Source organism: Rossellomorea aquimaris TF-12 (genome assembly GCF_001648555.1).
GTDB lineage: Bacteria > Bacillota > Bacilli > Bacillales > Bacillaceae_B > Rossellomorea > Rossellomorea aquimaris.
Genome location: NZ_LQXM01000022.1, coordinates 70,209 through 93,462, shown reverse-complemented (window position 1 = coordinate 93,462; position 23,254 = coordinate 70,209). Strand labels below are relative to the sequence as shown.

The 23,254-nt window shown below is 35.2% G+C and carries 24 protein-coding genes and 1 tRNA gene; 6 read left to right on the top strand and 19 right to left on the bottom strand.

Annotation, left to right across the window (positions count from 1 at the left end):
• Window position 1: 1 nt before the first annotated feature.
• The 3 genes from IQI_RS04655 to comGA all read right to left on the bottom strand — a co-directional run bounded on the left by IQI_RS04655 (window position 2) and on the right by comGA (window position 3,681).
• Window positions 2–895 (bottom strand): HEAT repeat domain-containing protein, encoded by an 894-nt coding sequence (locus IQI_RS04655; RefSeq protein ID WP_064091516.1) that lies wholly within the window; start codon window positions 893–895, stop codon window positions 2–4.
• A gap of 706 nt (window positions 896–1,601) precedes the next feature.
• A complete protein-coding gene (comGB, locus tag IQI_RS04650) occupies window positions 1,602–2,657 on the bottom strand; it encodes a competence type IV pilus assembly protein ComGB (RefSeq protein ID WP_064091515.1) in 1,056 nt (351 codons plus the stop codon).
• Window positions 2,608–3,681: a competence type IV pilus ATPase ComGA gene (gene comGA, locus IQI_RS04645; protein ID WP_456238910.1), complete on the bottom strand. Its 1,074-nt coding sequence runs from the start codon at window positions 3,679–3,681 to the stop codon at window positions 2,608–2,610. The genes comGB and comGA overlap by 50 nt, the downstream gene beginning before the upstream one ends.
• 127 nt (window positions 3,682–3,808) lie before the next feature.
• Between comGA and IQI_RS04640 the strand changes: the two genes are divergently transcribed.
• Window positions 3,809–3,880, top strand: a tRNA-Gln gene (locus IQI_RS04640).
• 584 nt (window positions 3,881–4,464) lie between these two features.
• Here the strand turns inward: IQI_RS04640 and IQI_RS04635 are convergent.
• Window positions 4,465–4,845, bottom strand: a complete 381-nt coding sequence (locus tag IQI_RS04635) for a Spx/MgsR family RNA polymerase-binding regulatory protein (RefSeq protein ID WP_064091513.1) — start codon at window positions 4,843–4,845, stop codon at window positions 4,465–4,467.
• 216 nt (window positions 4,846–5,061) lie between these two features.
• Here IQI_RS04635 and IQI_RS04630 point away from each other — a divergent pair, with 216 nt between their 5' ends.
• A complete protein-coding gene (locus IQI_RS04630; protein ID WP_064091609.1) occupies window positions 5,062–5,754 on the top strand; it encodes a helix-turn-helix transcriptional regulator in 693 nt (230 codons plus the stop codon).
• 80 nt (window positions 5,755–5,834) lie between these two features.
• Window positions 5,835–6,080 (top strand): DUF2626 domain-containing protein, encoded by a 246-nt coding sequence (locus tag IQI_RS04625; protein ID WP_064091512.1) that lies wholly within the window; start codon window positions 5,835–5,837, stop codon window positions 6,078–6,080.
• A gap of 47 nt (window positions 6,081–6,127) precedes the next feature.
• On the opposite strand, the gene IQI_RS04620 is transcribed toward IQI_RS04625, so the two are convergent.
• Window positions 6,128–6,763, bottom strand: coding sequence for an MBL fold metallo-hydrolase (locus IQI_RS04620; RefSeq protein WP_064091511.1), 636 nt, complete (start codon window positions 6,761–6,763; stop codon window positions 6,128–6,130).
• A 269-nt stretch (window positions 6,764–7,032) separates the two neighbouring features.
• On the opposite strand from IQI_RS04620, the gene IQI_RS20135 reads away from it, so the two are divergent.
• Entirely contained in the window at window positions 7,033–7,206 is a 174-nt protein-coding gene (locus IQI_RS20135; protein WP_064498965.1) for a DUF2759 domain-containing protein, read from the top strand.
• A gap of 49 nt (window positions 7,207–7,255) precedes the next feature.
• Here IQI_RS20135 and IQI_RS04615 read toward each other — a convergent pair whose 3' ends face one another.
• Window positions 7,256–8,461: an MFS transporter gene (locus IQI_RS04615; RefSeq protein ID WP_064091510.1), complete on the bottom strand. Its 1,206-nt coding sequence runs from the start codon at window positions 8,459–8,461 to the stop codon at window positions 7,256–7,258.
• A gap of 481 nt (window positions 8,462–8,942) precedes the next feature.
• Between IQI_RS04615 and IQI_RS04610 the strand changes: the two genes are divergently transcribed.
• Window positions 8,943–9,305 carry a winged helix-turn-helix transcriptional regulator gene (locus IQI_RS04610; RefSeq protein WP_064091509.1) on the top strand — a complete coding sequence of 121 codons (363 nt, stop codon included), beginning with the start codon at window positions 8,943–8,945 and terminating at the stop codon, window positions 9,303–9,305.
• 62 nt (window positions 9,306–9,367) lie between these two features.
• Here the strand turns inward: IQI_RS04610 and IQI_RS04605 are convergent, their stop codons facing one another.
• From IQI_RS04605 to IQI_RS04575, 7 genes are all read right to left on the bottom strand, one after another.
• Complete coding sequence (locus tag IQI_RS04605) at window positions 9,368–9,682, bottom strand: MTH1187 family thiamine-binding protein (protein ID WP_064091508.1); 315 nt, start codon at window positions 9,680–9,682, stop codon at window positions 9,368–9,370.
• Window positions 9,682–10,788, bottom strand: coding sequence for a YqgU-like beta propeller domain-containing protein (locus IQI_RS04600; RefSeq protein WP_064091507.1), 1,107 nt, complete (start codon window positions 10,786–10,788; stop codon window positions 9,682–9,684). The genes IQI_RS04605 and IQI_RS04600 overlap by 1 nt, the downstream gene beginning before the upstream one ends.
• 327 nt (window positions 10,789–11,115) lie before the next feature.
• Entirely contained in the window at window positions 11,116–12,309 is a 1,194-nt protein-coding gene (locus IQI_RS04595; RefSeq protein ID WP_064091506.1) for a M14 family metallopeptidase, read from the bottom strand.
• 105 nt (window positions 12,310–12,414) lie between these two features.
• Window positions 12,415–14,286, bottom strand: a complete 1,872-nt coding sequence (locus tag IQI_RS04590) for an LTA synthase family protein (protein ID WP_064091505.1) — start codon at window positions 14,284–14,286, stop codon at window positions 12,415–12,417.
• Between the two features lie 338 nt (window positions 14,287–14,624).
• Window positions 14,625–15,593, bottom strand: a complete 969-nt coding sequence (locus IQI_RS04585) for an ROK family glucokinase (RefSeq protein ID WP_064091504.1) — start codon at window positions 15,591–15,593, stop codon at window positions 14,625–14,627.
• An 11-nt stretch (window positions 15,594–15,604) separates the two neighbouring features.
• Window positions 15,605–15,811: a YqgQ family protein gene (locus tag IQI_RS04580; protein ID WP_064091503.1), complete on the bottom strand. Its 207-nt coding sequence runs from the start codon at window positions 15,809–15,811 to the stop codon at window positions 15,605–15,607.
• A gap of 588 nt (window positions 15,812–16,399) precedes the next feature.
• Window positions 16,400–17,860, bottom strand: a complete 1,461-nt coding sequence (locus IQI_RS04575; protein ID WP_064091502.1) for a spore germination protein — start codon at window positions 17,858–17,860, stop codon at window positions 16,400–16,402.
• Between the two features lie 144 nt (window positions 17,861–18,004).
• Between IQI_RS04575 and IQI_RS04570 the strand changes: the two genes are divergently transcribed.
• Window positions 18,005–18,886 (top strand): hypothetical protein, encoded by an 882-nt coding sequence (locus tag IQI_RS04570; RefSeq protein ID WP_082892579.1) that lies wholly within the window; start codon window positions 18,005–18,007, stop codon window positions 18,884–18,886.
• Here IQI_RS04570 and IQI_RS04565 read toward each other — a convergent pair.
• The 6 genes from IQI_RS04565 to IQI_RS04545 form a co-directional block, all read right to left on the bottom strand.
• Window positions 18,883–20,406 (bottom strand): rhomboid family intramembrane serine protease, encoded by a 1,524-nt coding sequence (locus tag IQI_RS04565; protein WP_064091501.1) that lies wholly within the window; start codon window positions 20,404–20,406, stop codon window positions 18,883–18,885. The two genes, IQI_RS04570 and IQI_RS04565, sit on opposite strands and share 4 nt — an antisense overlap.
• Window positions 20,407–20,562: 156 nt before the next feature.
• Window positions 20,563–20,739: a hypothetical protein gene (locus IQI_RS20795; protein ID WP_197489707.1), complete on the bottom strand. Its 177-nt coding sequence runs from the start codon at window positions 20,737–20,739 to the stop codon at window positions 20,563–20,565.
• A 132-nt stretch (window positions 20,740–20,871) separates the two neighbouring features.
• Entirely contained in the window at window positions 20,872–21,657 is a 786-nt protein-coding gene (locus IQI_RS04560; protein WP_231893383.1) for a DUF92 domain-containing protein, read from the bottom strand.
• Window positions 21,647–22,213: a 5-formyltetrahydrofolate cyclo-ligase gene (locus IQI_RS04555; RefSeq protein WP_064091499.1), complete on the bottom strand. Its 567-nt coding sequence runs from the start codon at window positions 22,211–22,213 to the stop codon at window positions 21,647–21,649. The genes IQI_RS04560 and IQI_RS04555 overlap by 11 nt, the downstream gene beginning before the upstream one ends.
• A gap of 238 nt (window positions 22,214–22,451) precedes the next feature.
• Complete coding sequence (gene rpmG / locus IQI_RS04550; protein ID WP_064091498.1) at window positions 22,452–22,601, bottom strand: 50S ribosomal protein L33; 150 nt, start codon at window positions 22,599–22,601, stop codon at window positions 22,452–22,454.
• Between the two features lie 58 nt (window positions 22,602–22,659).
• Window positions 22,660–23,253 (bottom strand): hypothetical protein, encoded by a 594-nt coding sequence (locus tag IQI_RS04545; RefSeq protein WP_064091497.1) that lies wholly within the window; start codon window positions 23,251–23,253, stop codon window positions 22,660–22,662.
• Window position 23,254 lies beyond the last annotated feature (1 nt).

Below are 23,254 nucleotides of genomic sequence, written 5' to 3'. Positions count from 1 at the left end.
GTTATTCCCCACGGTAAGCCTTAAGAATTTGATATGATATTTCTTCCCGAACCCTATTTGCTATCTCCTTTGTTTTATGGGGATAATTATTTTTTGGGTCAATAATATGATTTAAATATGGGCAGAATTCCAAGGAAGTATCTTCTCTTGAGTAGTAAAGTTTCTCAACAATAATAGAAGCAGCTGATTCAGCAATATCTAAATTTCCATTCTTAATTTTTCCAATTAATGACTTGATAACAACCTCTTTTGCTTCTCCACCACATCTTTTATAGCTATTTAAAACTGAAACTGCATTTTTTCGCACTAATTCAGATTCATCATTTATAGCCATATCTAATGCTTTCTTTATGCCGTATTCACTAAAGCAAATCATATATAGCGTAGTGACTGCTTGACTTCTGATTTCTTCATTAGGAAAATCTAAATACTTGACAAAGAATTCAAATTCTTTTTGATCAGTAGTACCAATCCAAGCTAAAATTAACAAATACTCCTCAATAAATTCTATATCTGTTTCAGCGTATTGTTCTAATAATTCCATCCTTATTTCTGGTAAATATGTTTCTGCCTTTCTTCCAAAGAATACTAGACTATTCAATGAAAAGGGGTTTCCATTAGATAAACACTTATGTACCACAGAGATTGCATCTTCCCCCATTAAATAAATTCCATATGAAATAATAGTCAAAGCTGATTCTTCATCGATATTCAGTTCTGAAGCTAAGCCACTAATGACCTTTTCAGTTAACAAAGTAGGAATATCGTTTGGCGAATAACTTTTCGAGTAATTTTCAGCCTCATCCAAATACTCCCCTATAATTTTTTCGAGCTTTCCGTTACGCATATTATCTACCGAGTCCACCCATCTCTTTATAAGTTGTTTACTATCCATTTTTCCCCTCCTAATTCAGTTGAATTACTCCATATTTATGCTTTACACTAGTTAATATTCTCACTTTTTCAGTTCTAGATAGTAAAAAACTACCAGCAATAAATTTACTTTTCTTAAATCACCAGGTTCATGAACAATGGTAAGAAACAAACAGGTATGTAGGACGTAGCTTTTTATGGTGGCTATTGACTCTGTTTTAGAAACTGTTTAATTGAATTTGGTGTTCAACCCTTGGGTAGCTTTTTCAAAGAGGAAAAATAACAAAAGGGACAGAACCTAAAATATCAGGTTCTGTCCCTTTATTTTTATGGATTTTTCCCCTAACCTGCCGTTAGTTTAAGTAAGAAAAATCACAAAGTCTGAAATATTTATATTAAATCAAAACAGAAAATATCGAATTGTTGTTTATATTTTTTGTATATTTACCACAAATATGATGTACCTAATAGGCCGATAAATTCCTCCCATTCTTTTCGTATAGGTTTATTTACTCAAGTAGAGAAAAAAGGGTGACTTTAAGGAATAAATAAAGGTTCTTACACCTATTTATTTCAATTAATGTAAATCCTTTTTCGTTTTTTAGCATGGTTCTCCTCCTATTAAATGCCATGTTACTTTCGATTGCCTTCATATGATTTCATTATTTCAAAGGGTACTTTACTAACTGACTTTCATTGTTAAGGTAATTCTAGGGAACAATCTCCATCTATATCCCTTGCATCATTTGGAATAGGGGTATCATGATGGAAAAGTAGATGACCATAATGAAAATTCCTACAAAGCTGAAGATGGCCGGCTGAATATATTTGACTAAATGATCACTTTTCTCTTCCAGCTCCTGAAAACACATCTCGCTATACAACCTTAATTCTTCTGCCAATCTCCCATTGGATTGTCCGTGATGAATGACAAATGATAGTTCCTGTTGAAAAACAGGAATGGAGGAAATACATTCATGAAATTTCTTTCCTTCCTTCAAATCTGATATTAGGATTCTAGAAATATAAACCAGCATTGGACGAAAAGGCTGTTTTTCTATAATGAGTAGTGATTCTGTAATGGAAACCCCGCTTTTTAGTAAAAAGCTAAATTCTCTAGCAAAAAAATGGGTATGGGCAAGTTTCAAGAAAAACGATACATAGGGGATTTTCATTAAAAAAATTAAAACTTTCACCGGAGAAATTTTCTTTTCAAACAAATACAGGATGAAACCTATGGCAAGCACCATAAGGAAGAAGATGAGGAATAGGGTTGGAAAGATTTCAATAAAGGTTAATAATTTTTGAAGTTTAGTAGAAGGTTCATAACCGATGGACGTGTATAACATTTGAAAACGAGGAAATAGAATTTTTCTAAGGAGTATCATCATAAAAATGGCCAGGAAAATTAACAAAATGGGATATTGAATGACTTGCTTTATTTTTTGTTGATTCTTTCTTCTCTTCACAAGATATTTGCCGGCTTCTGCCAATGTGATTCCCATTTGACCATGATGCTCCGCGAAAAAGATTTGAGCACATACATGACTTGGAACGTTAAACTGATGTTTAATAATTGAAGAGATTGGTTCTCCTTCTTGTAATGAACTGAGTATCCTCCTTTTTAGTTTCTCACTGCTTTTATCTCTTGGTAACAATAAAAAATCAATGGCTTCAGAGAAAGAGTATCCTTTTTGAATGAGTTCTCCCATCCTCTGAAGAAATAAAGCCTGCTCATCCCTTCTCTTCATAAATCCATTTTTTATATTCAGACTCTTCAACAAATCCTAATGCCACCCCCTTATTTATTAAACTCTGAAGGGTTTGATAATGATAAATCGCTTCCTCTCCCTTTGCTTCCTTTAAAACATTTGCAAGGGCACTGCCTGTTACAATCTCATATACTGATGCTCTTGTTACACTTTCATCACAATAGCAAATTCCTTTACAACCGATTCGACACACTGGACATAATAACTTCAGTAATCTTTGTGCGGAAACGCCTATTAAAGTTTGTTGAATTTCATGCCACTGAATACCAAGTTCCATTAATCGATAAACAGCACCTCTTGCATCCTTGGTGTGCATTGTGGTCAATACTAAGTGACCTGTAAGAGCCGCTCTAATTGCAATTTCGGCTGTCTCTTTATCTCGTATTTCTCCAACCATTATAATATCTGGATCGTGCCGTAAGATTGCTTTCAGTCCAGTTGAGTACGTAATACCCGCTTTTTCATTGACTTGAATTTGAACTAAATCTTCATATTGCTTTTCCACCGGGTCTTCAAGGGTAATCACATTTCGATTTAGCTCAACGGAACAATGATGAACAAGGGAATATAATGTTGTGGTTTTTCCTGAACCAGTTGGTCCTGTAAAAATCAGTAAACCATGAGAATACATAAGAAGAGCAAGTAATTTTTTTGCGGATGAGGGGTATAGGGATAACTGTTCAATCGGGATTTGATATTTTTGTGGAAGAATGCGAATAACAAGACTTTCTTTTAAATGAGTGGTGGGTAAAGTAGAGATTCTAAGAGAAATAGGAGAGTTTCGAATGGTCAAATTGAATGAACCACTTTGAGGCTTTCGTTTTTCACCAATGTCCATTGACGCCATAAATTTCAGATGAGCGATTACTCTCTCAGCCTGATCTTGTTCTATCGTTTGATAAGGTACTAATACACCAATCTTTCTAAACTGAATCAAGTAATCCTTTGTTCTTGGAATGAAGTGAATATCCGTTGCATCACTGGCAAATGCTTCTCTAATCATTGCTTCTGAAAGGGATTCTACTGAAAGAAATATACATCCACACCGCCTTTCTTTTTCAGTTACTTAAGGTATACGACAAAAAATGCCAAATTCCTTCTTTTTGTTTTTAAAATGAATAGATATTTTCAATTTTGTTATACTATTATTTGTAATCATTCATTGGGCTATAGCCAAGCGGTAAGGCAACGGACTTTGACTCCGTCATGCGTTGGTTCGAATCCAGCTAGCCCAGTAAGAAGTCGACATGCAAAATGAGCCCCGACAAGATTCTTGTCGGGGTTTCTTTTGTTCTCTTCATTATGTACTAATGGTGATTTTTAAAAATTTATAGCTCAGTTAGGCATTTATTCATCAAATGAGTGGTCAATTTATAAGATCTAACTTCTAAATTAAATGAGAATAACATGAATTTGTAAGAATTCTATCTTAGCAAAGGATATTTTTAATATTTATTATCGAAAATCGAACTTTTATTATCAACATTTCGAAGTTTATTTTCAACAATCCAGACTTTATTATCAACTATCATTATTTTCTATAATTTATTTTTATCCTTATCCTCATTTAATCAACTTCAACAAAATATTATCAACTCCCACTAAATATAAGCAACTACATTCAAATAGCTCTCCTAATATTGCCAAGATTTAAAGATTAATCCGTAGCTCGCACATAAACTGAATCGTAAATATATTCCAAATTCCGCACGATAAAATTTAAATTTCGCAAATATCCTAGTAAATGGCCACATACCCTATCCCCATTCAAAAAAGGCAAACATTCATAGAATGTTTGCCTTTTCAAATCTAATTAGCTTTAGCTGCTTTTCTTTAAAATACTCTTTTTATTAGCAAGACTTTGCAATCCGTCAGGGTTGTAGCCAACCACTAATTTTTTTCCGTCCGTAAGTAGTGGTCTTCTTAGTAGCTTCGGATCTTGAATGATGAGATCGATGACTTCGGAAAGAGGTAAATCATTAACGTCTTTTCCTAACTGTTTAAAGGTTTGACTTCTTGTTGCTAATATTTCATCCATGCCCTCTGTGGTCAAGGATAACAATTGAACTAATTCTTCATGTGTCGGTGTTTCTCTAAAGAGGTGTCTCTCACTAAAATCCACGGAATTTGCATTTAACCATTTCTTTGCTTTTCGACAAGAAGTGCAGCTTGGGTAGGTGAAAAATGTTACATTGCTCATTTTCAGTAACCTCCTTCAATAATTTTACTATTCGTTAATCGTTAAACACATTGTATATCATTTGTATAACTATTGTACAGTATTTTCTCTCGATATTTGTGAACTTTTTTTTAACACTGACATTTCTCGAAATGAATTGCCTCTACGAGTGTGTTCAGAGGATTTAATGTGATTTATAATGGAGGTAATTACTAATAAATGGGGTGTTTCCCGAAGATGGATCCTACACTTAAGATTACAGGTGTTCTTTCTGATCCAACAAGGTATTCTATCTACCAGTACGTTTGTGAAACGAAGCGTGAGGTGTCTGTGCAAAATATTGCTGATGAATTCGATCTTCATCCCAATGTAGCACGATTACACTTATCGAAGCTTGAAGAGATACGCGTTCTTCATTCTGAACTCAAGAAAACGGGTAAAGGAGGAAGACCTGGAAAGCTTTATTTTTCTTCTGATGAAGTCGTACAATTGTCTTTTCCAAAAAGAGATTTTGCCGCTTTAAGTGAAGTGGCCATCAGATCTCTCATGAAATTAGGTCAAACAGGTTATAATATACTCGTAGAGACTGGGTACGAATACGGACAAGAAATGGTGAAGGAATATCTTCAAAGCCACCGTTTAGAGTTGAGTATTTTAACAAAAGCTGAGAAACTAAAAATGATTTTAGAGCTAGCCAATTCATTGGAATTTAACTCAATGGACCTACAATCAAATCAATTTTCGTTTCAATATCATCACTGCCCCTTTAAGGAAACAGCGCTTATTGAGCCTGCCTTTGTATGCGGATTGCATAATTCTATATTAAAGGGCGGGTTTGAAATCCTGTTTAATGTGGAAGAATTTAAACAAGAAGAAAGCATGTTAAATCAGTGCTCTACATGTAGTTATCACGTAATCGTCACAAACTAGCAACAAACGGATATTTACTTTTAGTACACTCTTCATTTATAATATTGAATGATGGACTAGGGTGCAAAGGAGGGTTACATATGGATCGTATGTTCAGAGTTCTTGGATTTTGGACTGGAATTTTTGCTGTTATGTTTTATCTTGGTCATATGCCAACGACATCATTAATCTTTTTAGGCCAAACAGGATTCTTCATTATGTTAAGCTATTTAAAACTATCCGAACGTATGTATATATATATTTTCGGTGCCTATCTAACAGTGTTCTTTGCTGGATTTACTTACTGGACGACCTTTATGATGACTCCGGGTGCAGGAGGACACTAAAAAAAATTCCCTTTAGCAGAGCTAAAGGGAATTTTTTTATCCACTTCCTAAAATCCATTCAAAAAAGGATTAGAATCCATTTCATCTCTTACTGAAGTTTGTGGTCCATGGCCAGGTAAAACCAATGTTTCCTCTGGTAAAGTTAATAATTTATCATGAATACTCTTCAGTAATTCTTTATGATCCCCACCTGGCAGGTCAGAACGGCCAATACTCCCCATAAATAATGTATCCCCAGCTAATACAATTCCAACTTTTTGTACATAATAAGAAATACTTCCTGGAGAATGTCCCGGGGTTTCAAATAATTGAAGAGAAAATTCATTAAGGACTAGTTCTTTTTCAGTAGTGAGTATGTAATCAGCAGGTTTTAGACGAATGAGTTCTCCCATCATAAAGAGCTGTGACCCATTTAAGGATGGATCTAATAACCATTGAGCTTCTTTTTCATGAATATAAGCTGGTATACTATATCTTTCTCGTAGAACATCGACTGCCCCGATATGATCAAAATGAGCATGAGTAAGGATGATCGCCAACGGAGTCAATTGTTGTTCCTCTAACCATTGGATGAGCTTTTCACCCTCACCTCCTGGATCAAATATTAAACAATTTTTTTGATTGCTCCAAAGGATATAACAGTTTGTTTGTAAGGGCCCTAACGGCATTTGTTTCCAATTCATATGCTGCACCTCCAATTAAGATATATTTATTGTATCAAAACTATTTATTTTCTAAAAATAATGCTTTTGATAAACATTGTTATATTTTTGTATGGATGAAAAATTAATATCAATGTCTCCGCCAATAGAAAAAATGATTAGAATTTGTTTGCCATAGAAGTGTCAAACTTTTGACCTCGACAAACAGAATAAAAAACTATAAAATGTTATTGAGTACATTTTTGTACATACGATATCCAAAACGAACTTTGATGAAAGGGGTCATATATATGGGTCTTGTAATTATTACAGCATTAGTTTCTTTATTAGCTTTGTTTGCAGTAGTAAGCACATTCAAAAACAAAAACCTAATGGGAATTTTCTTTTCATTAGCAACGTTAGGCGTTTTTGGATGGTTTACAATTATGACTGTCCTTCACTCTGGATACCCAGGTGGTCATTAATTAAATGGTTAAGAAAAAAGCCCTTCAAACCGAAGGGCTTTTTTCTATTTCACACTGATTTACGCTCTAATTTACTTAACCATCCTGTTAATATAACCGCTCCTAGTACCATAATGGCTCCAATCCAAGGTGTGTGGATTAAGCCGATACTATCTACGATAATACCACCTACAAAGGAACCGATAGCGATTCCCACATTAAATGCTGCAATATTAAGAGCAGATGCTACGTTAACAGCAGTTGGAACATATTTTTCAGCCAGACTTACAACCAGAATTTGCAATCCAGGTACATTCATAAAAGCAAACATCCCCATAAAGAAGATTGCAATCAACCCAGCCACCTTAAATGGCGCAGCGAACGTTAAGACAAATAATGTAATAGCCTGTAAGACAAACATCCAAAATAAAGCTTTGAGTGGGTTTTGGTTAGAGGCTTTTCCACCAATCACATTTCCCAATGCGACAGCAATTCCATAAACCAGAAGAATAACACTTACCCATTCAGAGCTAAAGCCCGTTACATCTTCAAGAAGAGGAGCTAAAAAAGTGAAAGCAACAAAAGTTCCTCCGTAACCAAGAGCAGTAATAGCAAAAGCAAGCAATAATTTACCGTTACGCAAAATCTTAATTTGTTCACTAAACTTTGCTGGTGCCGTTTCCTTCAAGTTTTTAGGAACAAGAATGTTACTTGCCAGAATACCAATTACTCCAAGTAAAGCTACTCCCCAAAAGGTCGCTCTCCATCCAAAGGCTTGTCCAATAAAAGTGCCTAACGGTACACCAGTTACAGTGGCAACGGTTAGTCCTGTAAACATAAAGGCTATGGCACTAGCACGTCTATGAGCAGGTACGAGATCTGCTGCAATGGTAGAGCCGATTGAAAAGAAAATCCCGTGAGAAAAAGCTGTTATAAATCGTGCAATAAGTAACAACCCAAAACTAGTTGATAAAGCTGCTACTGAATTACCTATAATAAATATGATCATCAAAGACATAAGAAGTGATTTTCGACTCATCTTACTTGTTAAAGCAGTTAAAACAGGGGCACCAATTGCTACCCCGATTGCGTATCCAGAAATCAGTAAGCCAGCAAGGGTAACGGATATGCTTAGATCATCTGCAATTGATGACAGTAATCCTACGGGAACGAACTCTGTCGTTCCAATTCCAAAAGCACTAATAGCAAGTGCTATTAACGCAGGTGTTCCTCCTTTAGCTTGAGAATGGTTCAGTGTATTTTCATGAGAACTCATAATAGAATACCTCCTAGTTGTTAGAACAGATGATGGAATAAATCGGCGCCTACTTTCATTCCTCATGAACCTCAGTATGAAGGGTACCAACATCTTATGGAAGTACGCACTTTAAAGTTCGATAGGTACTTAAAAGTACCCTATGGACCTTTTAGTAGAGTGCGATAAAATATAATTGTATTAAGCTAAAAGAACTGCAACAAATGATAAACGAGGTTTACTGCTTTGAGAAGTAGGTACCTTCATGTACCATAGATACTTAAAAGTACCTTTCATGAACAATAAATCTTTATAAACCATCCAACAAAAGGAAATCATAAAAGGAGTTTCCCTATCATTCTGCAATTGTTTTCTGTATCATCCAAATAATACTCTCTTCTTTCACTTTTTTATTTTAGAGAAAAAGTACTAGTTAATTGCATCGAAGAAATCAACTAACTTTTGTTAAAGTACCTTATATATACGATTGAGGAGGTTAATAATGAAAAAATATAATATACCAGTTGAAGCCTCTCTAGAAGTAATAGGAGGAAAATGGAAGGTTGTTATTCTATGCCATTTAATTAAAAGTAAACGGAGAACAAGTGAACTAAAAAAATTAATGCCTGGAATTACCCAGAAAATGTTAACTCAGCAGCTAAGAGAATTAGAAGGCGATGGAGTAATCAACAGAATCATTTATAATCAAGTACCCCCTAAAGTAGAATATGAATTAACGGAGTATGGATGGTCCTTAAAAGCTCCATTAGACATGCTATGTGCTTGGGGTGAGCAACATATTGAAAAAACGTATCCCGATAAAAATGCAGTGCTGTTAGATAACGATGAATTAGAGAATGTATAGTTCAAATACCTTTCTCAAAATAATAAGGGTGGGTACCTATGTTAGGTACCCACCCTAAAACTTTATTTGTTTAATTTACTCTGAACCGAAGATAACTTTCCTTCCATGGTGCTAACTTTATCCCTGCGGTCATCTATTCTTATGTTAGTGGCCACTCTTTGAATTCCTTTTTGGAAAGGTGACTCATGTATTTCTTGAATCACTTTTAATAAAGTCGACAATTCACCTTCAATAATCGTGTTCATAGGAGTAAGTTGAAAATGTATTTCCCCTTCTTCTTCATATTTTTTTAGGATATGGTGAACCTCAGCTACATATGAACTAACACTAGGAGATTCTGTTCCGATTGGAATAACTGTAACATCAACGATTGCCATTACATATTTGCCCCTTCCTCTTTAACTAATTGAATGATAGTAGTATTTTTTAAATCAATTATTTTCTCAAGCTGATTCCCGTATAAACAGTAGGTACCTGTGGGAGAACATTTAATTGGTTCTAAAGGTAGCTCTTTATAAAGAATTGTTTCTTCCCCGGTTTTAGCATTCCAGCTTCTTAAAGAAAATGTTCCATTATAGGTGTCAAAGACTCCTGGTTCATTTGCTACAAAGGTCAATAATTGATCCTTGTCTTCTATCATATCATAATAAGGAATGAGCCAATCAGAGTATCGACTCAATAAGCTTACCTCGAAATGCGAATCAACTTTTCCATCCTGCGTTATAAACTGATAGGTAAATCTATCCTCTTCATTGGTAGGAACCACCGCTAATATTTGCTTGTTAAACACATTAAAATGGATACTTGATTCTACAACCAACTGTTCTTCATTATCGAGTATGTTTTTTGAAACTAAAGGTGCAGACACACTTATATCTTCTTCATTCCAGTCTTGGAACAATACCTCTACATCCGATCTCCAGTGTAAAAAAGGCTGATCTATTTGTAATAAATCCATTGTTTTTGACTGTAAGTCCAGCAAAAAGACTTGAAAGCTCCAATCTTCTGCAAAACTCGTAATTAATAATCGGCTTTCATCATACTTGCTCCAGGAGTAGGTTAACTCATAAGAGGGAATTTCATCTTGAAATAAAATGGTTCCATTTAGATCTATAATGGATAGCTCTGCCGAATACGTCGTTGGTGCTGAATGAATAATGATCTTTTCCTTATCAGGTGAAACGGCAGAAAGAACATACGAAGATGTTTCATATATTTTTCTGCTGCTTCCTTCAAACACATCATATATATACAGGGCCGTCTGGTTTTCTTCTTTTTTAACCGTAAGGATTTCTGATTCAGATACCCAATCAATATTTTCGATAAACCCTTTTGAAGACTGACCCTCCATTTTCACTTCTTTTATTACAGGTGCTTCACTTTTTTGAGGGAGAGAAGTGGTTGTTTCTTTAGATTGGCAAGCTGACAATAAAATAAATCCTATAAAAAAAAGAACAAATAATTTCCATATACTCTTAACCAACTTCTTCTCTCCTTCCTCAAAAACTATGTATAGTAATTAGTACGTTTAAAACAGGAATTTGTTTCAAGATTATTAAAAAAAGATTACAAAAATTCAAAAAGTGATGACTCTGAATGTCACGATAAACCATGACAGCAAAAGTCACCACTAGTCCTAAAATGGGTTGATGATTTATTTTACTCCTGTACGACGGAAATCACAAGACTATTTTACTAAATAAAATAGTCTCACTTTTAAAAGGGTATTGCAGTTTAAGAGTAGTTGATTGTAGTGAGAGAATCCTCAGCTGAAAGCGAAGAGGTTCACTCCTAAAAAAACGCCAAAAAGTTAATACCAACGATATATTGCTACTAAAAATATCCCTAGCACATCTTGATATATTGGGTTAAATTGCGATAAAGGAAGTGGATTAATACCTTTCCCTAGCTCCATGGTAAATCCTGCTTTTTTAAATTCTTGAATAAACCAATCTTTATAACCTGCATAGCTGTCTATATACCTTACTGATTTGTATCCACTTACCCTTTCAAAGTCCTGAGCCAGAGCAACAGATTCTTTTGGCTCTAACCCTTCATAACCCCAATAAAATTCTTTCCCTTGAGTATGAAGAGCAAGCATTCGCTCAAAATTTTCTTGTCGTGCAATTTTTGCCATGGCTATTGTTTCAGGCTCTGAAAGAGGTTTATATCCTGGGAAATCACGAGGTGCTGGCTCTTTTTCTTCTTTTCTTTCTTTTTCCAGCTCCCATTTAGCTGGGAACTGATTATTGAGGTCCACTCCTCTAATATTGGCTTTCCATCCTGTAAAATCCGAACTTCCTTTGTTGATTTTTATTAATTCTTTTCTTCTATCTGAAGGAGGACCATTTAGAACTAGGTCCACTCCATCAGGGTTCACCATTGGAACAAAAGATATTGATACAGTACTGTAGATTGGTAAGGTTTGAATTCCTCTAATGGTATTGGCATTCGTTAATGACAAGAGATACTCATTGATGAAACTCATTAGTATAGGTGTTGTAATCCATTCATTTGCGTGAAACGAAGCATTAAAATGCACTTTTTTGGGCCCATTTCCTACTTTTAATTCAATAAGTGATTTTCCTAATACACTTTCTCCTATGTTATTGATTTTAATGAATGGATAAATTTCCTTTAGCTTTTTCGTTTCTTCCTCTAAAGTTTTGGAACTGTACGATTGTTTTCCTTTTACAATAGGACCAACGACTCTAGAAGGAAGTGAAATCTCAGTACCTATCTGTATTTGATTGGGGTTGATCTGACTATTCAATAATAACAATGCATCTACGCTAATGTTTCGTTTCTGAGCCAGTGCCCAAAAGGTATCTCCCTGCTGAATCACATACCTCTCCTCTACAAAACCAGGTATCATGACCTCTGCCCCAATTTTAAGCTCATTGGGTTCAAAAGAGGGATTAGAATCTATGATTAGTGTAATAGGAATATAGAACAATTGGCTATAATACCAGAATGAATCGCCGTTTCGTACTTTTACTTTCATTTAGAGTCCCCCTATTCTATCCGTCCTTACTTACATTTATGAAAAGGTAAAAAAATCATGACAAAAAAAGCTTGCGAATTGCTTCGCAAGCTTTTTTTCTACATATTAATCATTATCCCGATATTCCGTTTTATTATAAAAACGGAGAAGATCTCCATAGATAATTTTATCTGAGTAATCAAGCTCTTCTATAGCTCTTTCTTTAAATGGCTCACAGTACTCCATTTCAGTCTCTTCTTCTGATTCTTTATTCCAACACTTATCACCTGCGTAAACATAATCCTTTGTAATAAAACGCCCATCACGTAATATCGTGAAATCTTCGTGTTCGTTAGAGAAAATGTCTGCCCCAAATTGAATATCTTTCTTTGTATCAATTCCTAATAGGTGCATAATGGTTGGTTTTAAATCAATTTGACCAGAAATTTTTGAAATCGTCTTGCCTTCTTGCCCTGGTATATGAATGATTAAAGGAACTTGCTGCAGTTGAGTACTAACGAATGGTGTCACTTCCTTACCAAGGTATTGACTCATAGCTGTATTGTGATTTTCTGAAATTCCATAATGATCCCCGTACATCACAATAACAGAGTTTTCATATAGCCCTGATTCCTTTAAATCTTCTATAAAGTTTTTAACGGCTTCATCCATATATCGAACGGTTTGGAAATAACGATTAACTGTACCATCATTAGAAGTATATGGATCAATTAGTTTATCCTCTTCATCTAAAGTGAAAGGATAGTGATTGGTTAATGTTATCATCTTAGCACTGAATGGCTTTGGCATTTCCTTCATATGTTCAACAGATTGTTCAAAGAAGGGGATATCCTTCATTCCCCAGTTAACGGAATTTTCTTCTGTTACATTGTAATCAGGTAATGAATAATAACGCTCATAACCTAACGAATTATACATGATGTCTCTATTCCAGAAGCTTTTGTTATTTGCGTGCATAGACGCTGTATAATATCCATTATCACCAAGTTGCTCTGTCATAGATTGGAATTCATTTCCAGAGTGTGTAAAGAATACAGCTCCCCGATTTAGAGGGTAAAGTGAATTATCTAAGAGAAACTCAGAATCAGATGTCTTCCCTTGTTGGGTTTGGTGATAAAACTGATTAAAATAGAAGCTTTCTCCTATAAAATCATTTAGAAATGGTGTAATTTCTTGTCCATTTACTTCACTGTTAATCACAAAATTTTGTAGTGATTCTAAAGAAACGATAATTAAATTTTTGTCTTCGGCAATACCAAACATTTCGTTATCCGGTTGAATATAATTAGCTCTAATATAGTTATCAATACCAGCTAATTCACTCCCATCTGCTAATGCTCTTTGAGCAGATGACTTTGATTGCAAGAAAATATCGTAAATATGGTAGTTATACGTTCCAATGTTCTTTACCAGCATTTCGCGGTCAAAGGTTCTCGTTAATAATTGTGGTCTTTCAGATTCTGCTAAGCCGAGGTTAAAGAATACCAATGCAGTTGCTACTAAGAAGTAGGCACGTCTATTTGCCCGGCTGTAATTCTGTAAGGAAAACCAAGTGGGCTTTAATTTAATAATTAAAATTAATAAAAAGACATCTGAAAAATAAAAAAGGTCCTTCCAATCGGTGATGGCACTGGCACTGGAACCTAAATCAGAAAAGTTACTTGTCTGAAATAAGACAGGTAGAGTTAAGAAATCATCGAAGAATCGATAGAAAATCACATTGCCATACAAGACAAAAGAAAGGATAAAGCTCGTCATAATAATAAAACGAGTACGGGATTTATCTTTTTTCAGCAGCAGGCCAATTCCAAAAACAAATAAAAGGAAGCTTAAGGGATTAATCAATAAGATAAGTTCTTGTATTGTATTTTCGATCTTTATATCAAAACTTGTTTTATATACAATGTACGTTTTAACCCAAAGAAGGAATGCGGCAATCACAATAAGTGGAGCCTTGGGTGTTTTATTCACTTTCATTTATGCTTACCTCCTTGCTACAAACGCTGTTTCGTATGTAACACTTTCATATAATCAAAATGGAAAAAAATGTATTTCATTTTTACAACCATCAATCATCTTAATACTTTTTTAACGAAACGTCAAACCAAAATTTACACTCATTCTGTAAAATGAATATTTTAATGTTATTCTCTTACCCATACTATTAGACGTTTAAAACTATTAAAAGTTTCAAAATAACTATATTTTCCTAAAATGAGTCAAACGTCCCTAGTGGTATTAACCATAAAAAGAGCTTCCTTTTTATAAGGAAGCTCTTTTTTAGTATTATCCAGTATTCCGTCTATACTCATTTATCATATTTTATTTTTAACAAGCCAAGCTGCCCCAATTACTCCAGCATCATTTCCAAGCTTTGCAATGCTCAGTCTTGTTGAGGTTCTGACCGTTGGAAATGCAAATCGCTCAAAATGCTCAACTACTGAAGTAAGTAATATATCACCAGCTTTAGAAACTCCGCCACCTAAAACAATCTTTTCAGGATTCAATACATTTCCCAGATTTGCTAGTGATAACCCCAGGAAAAATGCTAACTGATCTACTACATTCTTTGCTACTTCATCGTTTTTCCTAGCCGCATCAAAAATATCTTTTGCGCTAATCACGTCGTTTCGATCTCGAATTTCTCTAAGTATGGAGGCAGTTGTTGTGGAATTTAGTTCTTCATTTGCCAGGCGAACAACGCCTGTCGCTGAAGCCACTGTTTCTAGACAGCCAGTTTTTCCGCAATTACATTGAAATCCACCCCTTGGCACCACGGTGATATGTCCAATTTCTCCGCCTGCTCCTTTTACGCCATGGACTACATCTCCATTCGTAATGACTCCGCCACCAACACCAGTACCAAGAGTGACACAAACAAGATCCTTTGCACCATCTCCAGCACCTTTCCACATTTCTCCTAAAGCAGCACAATTGGCATCATTATCAATAACGGCATGTAATCCTGTTTCTACTTCAAGTAAATCTTTTAATGGAGTGTTTTTATCCCAGCCTAAATTCACTGCCTCGTAGATGATCCCTTTCGCCATATCGACAGGTCCAGGAGCTCCCATTCCGATTCCAGCTAATTTATTCTTAGGTTGATCCAATTCTTCCAGCTTGAAATCAATTGCTTTAGCAATGTCCACAATAATATTTTTACCGTTATCTGATGTATCCGTTGGGATTTCCCACTTATGTAGCAATTCTCCATATTTACTTAAAAAAGCAATTTTTGTGGTTGTTCCTCCTAAGTCTACTCCGACCAGCCATTTTTCTGTCATTTCTATCACCCTTACTTTTCTTGTTTTTCTTTTTCTATTTGGATTTCATGTCTCAACAAGAATAACGCCATTTGAAAATCTTTCGTTTCAATTAATTGAGATTGGTAAAGCTCTTTTAACTCCGCTTCCATTAGTTGCAAATCTGAGAGTCGTTGACCGACATATATAATGGTTCCATATTTTTTTAATAATTGTTGGATATCATAAATCGTTTTCATCATTACACCTCATTCTTCCATTCATCCTAAAGTATATGATAAATTGTCTGTCATCTCAATAAATAGTTACTAGAATAGAATACAGGCATCGCTTAATGGACAATAAATAACCTCCATATGATAAATGAATTCATATAGAGGTCTTTTTTGTGATATTTTTTTCACTGATTGTTGCTTTTTATATAAGTTGTTCTGTCGATAGCTCTTTCAACATTGTATATGCAAGATGTTGAGGGACAGAGCTTAATAGTGACTATATAAAATTATACTAAACAGAATTTTAAAATATTGCTTGCAAAATGCTTTGTTTTTGATTAAATAAAAAAACATACTGAAAGAGTTGTTGGAGCGAAAGGTGCGAGACTCCTGTGGGTATCGCGGGACAGTCTGAAAAGCTTCGGGGCTTATGACCTCGAGCCCTTAAGCCCCGGAGCTAGACAGGTGAGACCCCGCAGGAGAGCAAGCGACGAGGAGGCTCACCGCCTTCCCTGCGGAAAGCGAGCACCATGTAGCGGAAATCAACTACTACTTTCTCATCCGAAATAGCAACAATCTTTACGTAAAGAGCTTTAAGAAAACTTGATAAGATTAACGATCTGGATCTTTCGGATGCAAAAACCTTGGTCTTCTATTTTTAAGTGGCATAGGAGATCGCAGAAAAACATCTCGAAACGCTCTGAAGTTAAATGGTATGAATGGCCACATATAAGGAATATCAAAGGATTTCATTTTAGACAGTAGAATCAACCATAGAAGAACGGCTATTACAAATCCATAAACTCCAAATAATGCAGTAGACATTAATAAGAAGATCCTTACTAACCGATTGGCCAAGCTCATCTCATAACTAGGTGTCGCAAACGTACCAATCGCTGCGATTGCCAAGTATAGAATGACTTCATTAATAAATAATCCTACCTCTACTGCCACCTGCCCAATCATCAAGGCTGCTACCAGCCCAAGTGCTGTGGCAAGTGAAGATGGCGTATGAATAGCGGCCATCCTTAGGATATCAATCCCTATTTCGATAATTAAAAATTGAAGAAATAAAGGGACCTCCCCTGTATCATTTGGACCTATATAACTAAATTGTTCCGGCAATAAATCTGGTTGAACAGCAAATAAATAATAAAGAGGTAATAAGAAAATGGAGCTCCACACAGCAATAAAACGTACAAATCTTAAATATGCACCCACAGATGGTTTGTTTCGATATTCTTCTGCGTGTTGGAGATGATGCCAAAAGGTTGTTGGAGTTATGAGAACGCTTGGAGAGCCATCAACCATTATTATGACATGACCTTCATATAAATGCGCGGCAGCGGTGTCTGGTCTTTCAGTATAACGAACCATGGGATAAGGATTCCAATGACGCCCCGCAATAAATTCTTCTAATGTCTTTTCCCCCATTGGTAAACCGTCTGTATCTATTTTAGAAAGTGCATCTTTTATTTTATGAACCAGTTCTGGGTCTGCTATATCTTCAATATAACTTACGACAATATCCGTTTTCGATCTTCTTCCCACCTGCATATATTCCATTCTCAATGAACGATCACGTACTCTTCTTCTCGTTAAAGCAGTATTAAATACGATTGTCTCAACATATCCATCTCTGGAGCCTCTAACCACCCGTTCAATATCTGGTTCTTGTGGTCCTCTTACAGGATAGGTTCTTGCATCAATCATGATTACCTTATCAATTCCGTCCACCAACAATGCGGTTGGTCCAGCTAATACTAAATCAATCACTTGATTCAAATCGTCTACTTGCTCAATTTCAATATAAGGTATGTAGGTTTTGAGAAGTTTTTCGAGTGTATCTTCTTCTAATTGATCCGCTTTTAATCCTGCTAAAAGCTTCATGAGATAGTGCATAATATCATCTTTAACAAATCCATCAACAAGGAACATCGCCATTTTTCTCTCTGCATATTCTAAATCTAATTGAATAACGTCAAAGCTTTTATCTACAGCCAATGAGTCTTTAAGATAATTTGTATTTTCTTCTATTTGAGTAGAGACAGGCTTTTTCTCTTTCTCATGCATTTAGCCTTCACTCCTAATGTACTTGACATGAATTTCCATCTTTACCATCCTAGACAATCTCAAGATAAATCATACATCTTAACATAATGAAATGATTCTTTTCATATTATCTAATAAAATGGACAAACCACTGGAGTGAAGGTTATGATGCAAAAGCTTAAAGAAGCCTATCCCTTTCTCATTATCATGGGATTAGTAGCTCTTGGAATTCAATTCATATACAATCCTCAAGCAAAAGAAAGCATTATTTTTTTTCCTATTAATGAAAATGTACAGTATGAATCAGCCACTACCTTACTCATGTTGCAACCTGAGAAGAAAGACGATCATTATGAGGTGAATTGGAAAATTTCCTCGAAGCTCGATTCTTCTGCTTATTTACGTCAAGATGTAGGTTTTTTATATGTTAATGGCAGGTTAAAAGGAAAAATGAGCGAGTGGGAACAAAATACAGATCAAATTGTTGAGGAATCTCTTCTAAAAGGCAAAGAAAGCAGTCTACTTCAAGGAGTGTCTTTTCATTACTCAGAAATACACGATAGTGATTCAGAATATACCAGTGCTCAAAAAATGTCTGAAGACACTTTATATGTTATCGATTCTAATTTCAGTCCGTTAAATGCATTTCGCAATCCAAGTACAGGTCAAGAAAAGGAATGGAAAAATATTCTTGATAAGGTGACCACACAGCAATTAGATTATTGGTGGGAATCTGGAATTCGTTCCATGAATATTCCCATTAACGACTATGTATCAATACCCTTAACACAATTACCACAGATTGAAAACAAACCTTTAGAAGGGTTTAATCAAAGTGAGTGGAATAAACTGATTGGGAACCTGTGGGAAGGTTTATATAAAAACTATTATTTAGGAATTCAAAAGAAGGATGGCACAACTGTTGACTCAATTGATAGCACCATCCCCCTATTATTAATTAAAAAAGATAAAACAGAACTCTTAGTTCTCTTAATAGATAAAAATGGAGAGGCATCGTTGTTAAAGCAAATAATTACTTCTACTTAGAAACCCCTCTTCAATTCGTTAAACAGCTTTTCATATTGTTCATTCTGCCTATTTAATTCATATGCTTTTTGTGCATGCTCAAGGGCTTTTTCTTTTTCTCCTGCATCAATTAAGATTAACGCCAGATTATAGTGAGCTTCATGAAAATCCCCATTTTCATTTAAGGCAACGCTCAAGTGCTCTCGTGCACGAGTTATCTTATGGAGCTTAATTTCAGTATAAGATAAATAAAAATATGTCTCTGCATTTGGAGATCCTTCTTCAACGGCCTTATTTAAAATGTTCTCTGCCTCTTCCCATTGCTCATTGGAAATTTTCGCTTGTGCTACACCATTTACTGTTTGAATATCCCACTTTGAAGGATCGACATTCCATCCCTTTAATACTACTAATAAGAGAACCACGACAGTGATGACTAAAATAAAAAACTGCCTGATAGGTCGAAAAACATTTGGGACACTAATCATTCCAGCAGCAAGGAATCCACCTACGAGTCCCCCAATATGTCCAGCATTATCAATTCCAGGGATGGTAAATCCTAAAATCAAATTCAACAAAATGACTGTGATAATGTTCATCCCCATTGTACGGAAGAACACCTTCGGATAAAGTACACCAAAATACAATAAAGCACCGAAGCAGCCAAAGATGGCTCCACTAGCACCCGCTGACAAATTTGGAGTAAACACAAAGCTAGCAATAGAGCCTGTTACACCTGAAAATAGATACAGCAGAATAAATCGAGTTCTCCCAAATATTTTTTCAACTGCCGTCCCTAAATAAAAGAGAGCCAAAGTATTCATAAATAAATGCAACAATCCAATATGTAAAAAAACAGGCGTAATGAATCTCCACCATTCTCCTTCAATGATAAGAGGATTATATTTTGCACCGAATTTAATGAGTGTTTGGGGATTCTGACTTCCTCCATTAAGTTCTAATAGAATAAACATCAGCATTTGAATACCTATGAAGAGATATGTAAAGAAAGGCTTTCCTCGTTCAAATAATTGCTTTTCCTTTTGGATTTTATCTGCTGAAGAGGCGAGTGCTCTCCCCTTTATCCATTCAACGTTTTCTTCCATTACTTCTTCTGGAAGCTCCCACTTCCCATTTTTGAATACTGAATCTTCATTTAGTGATTCAAAGCTTTTATCCCCTTGTACTAAGAGGGATTGAACAGTTGTTTTTTTAAAAGAAACAGGCGAATCAAAAAGGGTATGATGTTCATCTACTGGAGGAAATGTTGAAATATAGATGTTCTTCACAGATAAATGACGTTTACCTAATGATTTTCGAATCTTTTCTCCGTTCATGGAAGTTAATTCAATATCACGCCGTACCCAGTTACTCCAATCCAGGTCTTTTTGAATGATTCTGATGACACCCGCATCTTTTTCTACAGTATTCTCCAACCAAATCTCTTGTTGATTGGAAGAAATATTCAATATCCGATATCCCTTGGACTCTACAAGGTAATAGGCAACTTTCCAAAATAAATAATTATATCTTAAATCCAAATCATTTCCTACTTTCTTCAATTTTAATGATAAACAAAGTAGTTCTTCTTATTACTATACCCTTCCTATTTTTATACTGTAAACTAAAAAGACTGTATCCTGGCATCGAATAAGCCTCCTGATACAGTCTTTTCCTATCAAATTATGATGTCTTTCTTAACGAAATGTACTTTGTACAAATCTTGAACGAACCCCTGGTATCCCCATAGCTGCCTGTACGACAAATTTACGAATGAGGAAATTACCTAAAAGAACATTTAATAACTTATAACGATTTGGAACAAGAAAGAGAACCAAAACGCCTACGATGACAATCTTTATCCATCCGTTCATTACAATCCCTCCTTTTAATAGTTTGGATTATAATGAACAACCTTATCCAAGAAAAGTTAAAGATAAAATAAGTTTAAACAAGTTTATTCACTAAACCTATTGTCAATCAACATTGAGTAGGAATTCAGCCTTCTAAATTAATATGAAAAAGATGATGACTCCTGCTACTAAACATGAAGAAGCATTAACCCATTCATTATTCAACCATGAGTACCCCTTGATTCGGGCAGTTTGTTGATGACAATGTTCCTTTCGTTCTGTTCGTTGATGACAAACACAGCACTGGTTTTCCAATTGCCAATATGCCCCTAATAATGTATCAATTACATTACCAAGAAAGCCAACACAAGAAATCAGTAAAAAAAGTTTGCTATCAAAAGGATAAAGGATGAAAAAAAACACGAAAGAAATAATGGCAGATCCTAACAAAGCCCCCACTGTGCCAATGAACGAAATAGCACCAGAAGTACCTTTAGGGACACGTTTAAAAGTACGAATGGATAGTGGGTCCCCTTTACTCAGTGGCCCTATCTCAGAAGCCCAAGTATCCGAATTCGCAGCAGCTATGGAAGTAACAAATGAAAAAGTCCAAATATCATTTCCTGTTACACTATATAAAAATGCGAAAAGGGCAGCCGGTCCACCATTCGCTAAAACTTGCTGCCAATCTCTAACTGATGATTTTGCCAGCCTTTCCTCCATTCCTATTTTCCCTTGTTTGAATAAATGGGACCATATGCTTGAAGATAGAAAAAACACTCCTAAAATTAGTAACCCTTCCATACCATATGAGTACCCAATCATACATCCAACCAAAAGGGCCATCAAGCTTCCAGACAAACTTAGATTCTTTGTCCTCCACCCTCCAATGGAAATGAAGATAATGAATATTAGTAAACCAATTTGTTTAACACCCACAATCAATCCTTCCTCCATCTGTTAGGAGTTGGCCAACAGGCAGATCAAATGATTCAATCGGAAGTTCTTCTACAATATGCTCTTTAAAGGCAAGGGAAAAAGTTGTTCCTTTGAATTTTGTTAAGAGTCGATCATAATATCCTCCCCCAAATCCAAGACGGTAGCCTGTTTTAGTAAAGGCAATGCCTGGGACAATCATAAGATCAATGTGCTGAAGAGGTATCATTTTCGTTTCTGTAGGACTTGGTTCATATAAATCATAATAGGTTTTTTCCAATTGGCCGAAATGAGTTAACTCAAAAAATTTCAATTCTCTACTTTTTGGATAACACTTTGGAGTCACTATTGTTTTCCCTTCCTCCCATCCTCTTTTTATAATATTCCATGTATTGATTTCAGGGTGCTTAGAAACAGTGATTGCAATTGTACTACTATGTATCCATTCTTTTGAATGATATAGAAGCTGTTCTATGTAAAAGACTTTTTGTTGGAATAATAAAGAAGATAGATCATTTAACTTTTGAAGCTGGCGATTTCTCAAATCTTTTTTTAACATTTGCTTCCACCTCACTTATCTACTTTTATTATACTTCATTTTGAAAATGTATAGATGGTGAAGGGACTTCGTAGACACCTGAGGAATTACGTGTGTGCCGAGACCCAGGGAGCGAAGCAACTCCTCTCACCATCAAATTGGATCAACTCATATAATAAAACAACAAACTTTGCGAGGAAATCTTACGAAAAAGGCTAAAATCAAAGATAAAAAAAAGCAGCGGAGAAAATCCGGCTGCTTACTTTGTTTCGCGGTGTAGAGTTACACGTTTTAATTTCGGGCAATATTTTTTTAGCTCAAGACGGTCTGGGTTGTTACGCTTGTTCTTAGTAGTAATATAGTTACGCTCACCAGTTTCAGTGCAAGCTAAAGTTATGTTTACACGCATTATAATTTCCCTCCAAACATTCACTATCATGTTCTATTCATACGACTTTTCTATAATATCATTTTTTTGAGGGAAATGCTAGTCCGTTTTTTATTCTATTACTTAAATTTAAAACATCTTCTTTTATGCCACCTTCTATGGCATAAACCTTCCCTTGTTTCACTTCAAAAGGCTTAAATCGATAATCAAGCATATAGACCATCATATTAAGACCATTGGTAATAGGATAATAAAAAAGACTCCCTTTATTTAATGATTTCTTCCATAGTTTTAGACCTTTTAAATTCATTGGATAAATCGACTTCTTAACAGATTCTGCACACGAAACAATATTCGTAACAGCTACTTGATTTCCGCTATAATTCCAAAACGTATCCTTATACAAAGAAAGGACACCTATTGTATCTTCCTTACAGGCTAACCATTCAATAAGAAAGAAAACCTTTAAACGCTGCTCTGATTTTGTGATATTCTCTATTTCAAAGGATAGGGATTCTCCCCAAGGTTCCTTTCCTTCTTTAACGATTACCTTCATGTTAGATACTGCATTGACTTGGTCTGACTGTAGGGATATATAAGAATGGCTTTTACTCCAGGCTATTCCTTGAATATAAAATTGTTTTTTATTTTCTAATTCTCGATTCTCCCTCATT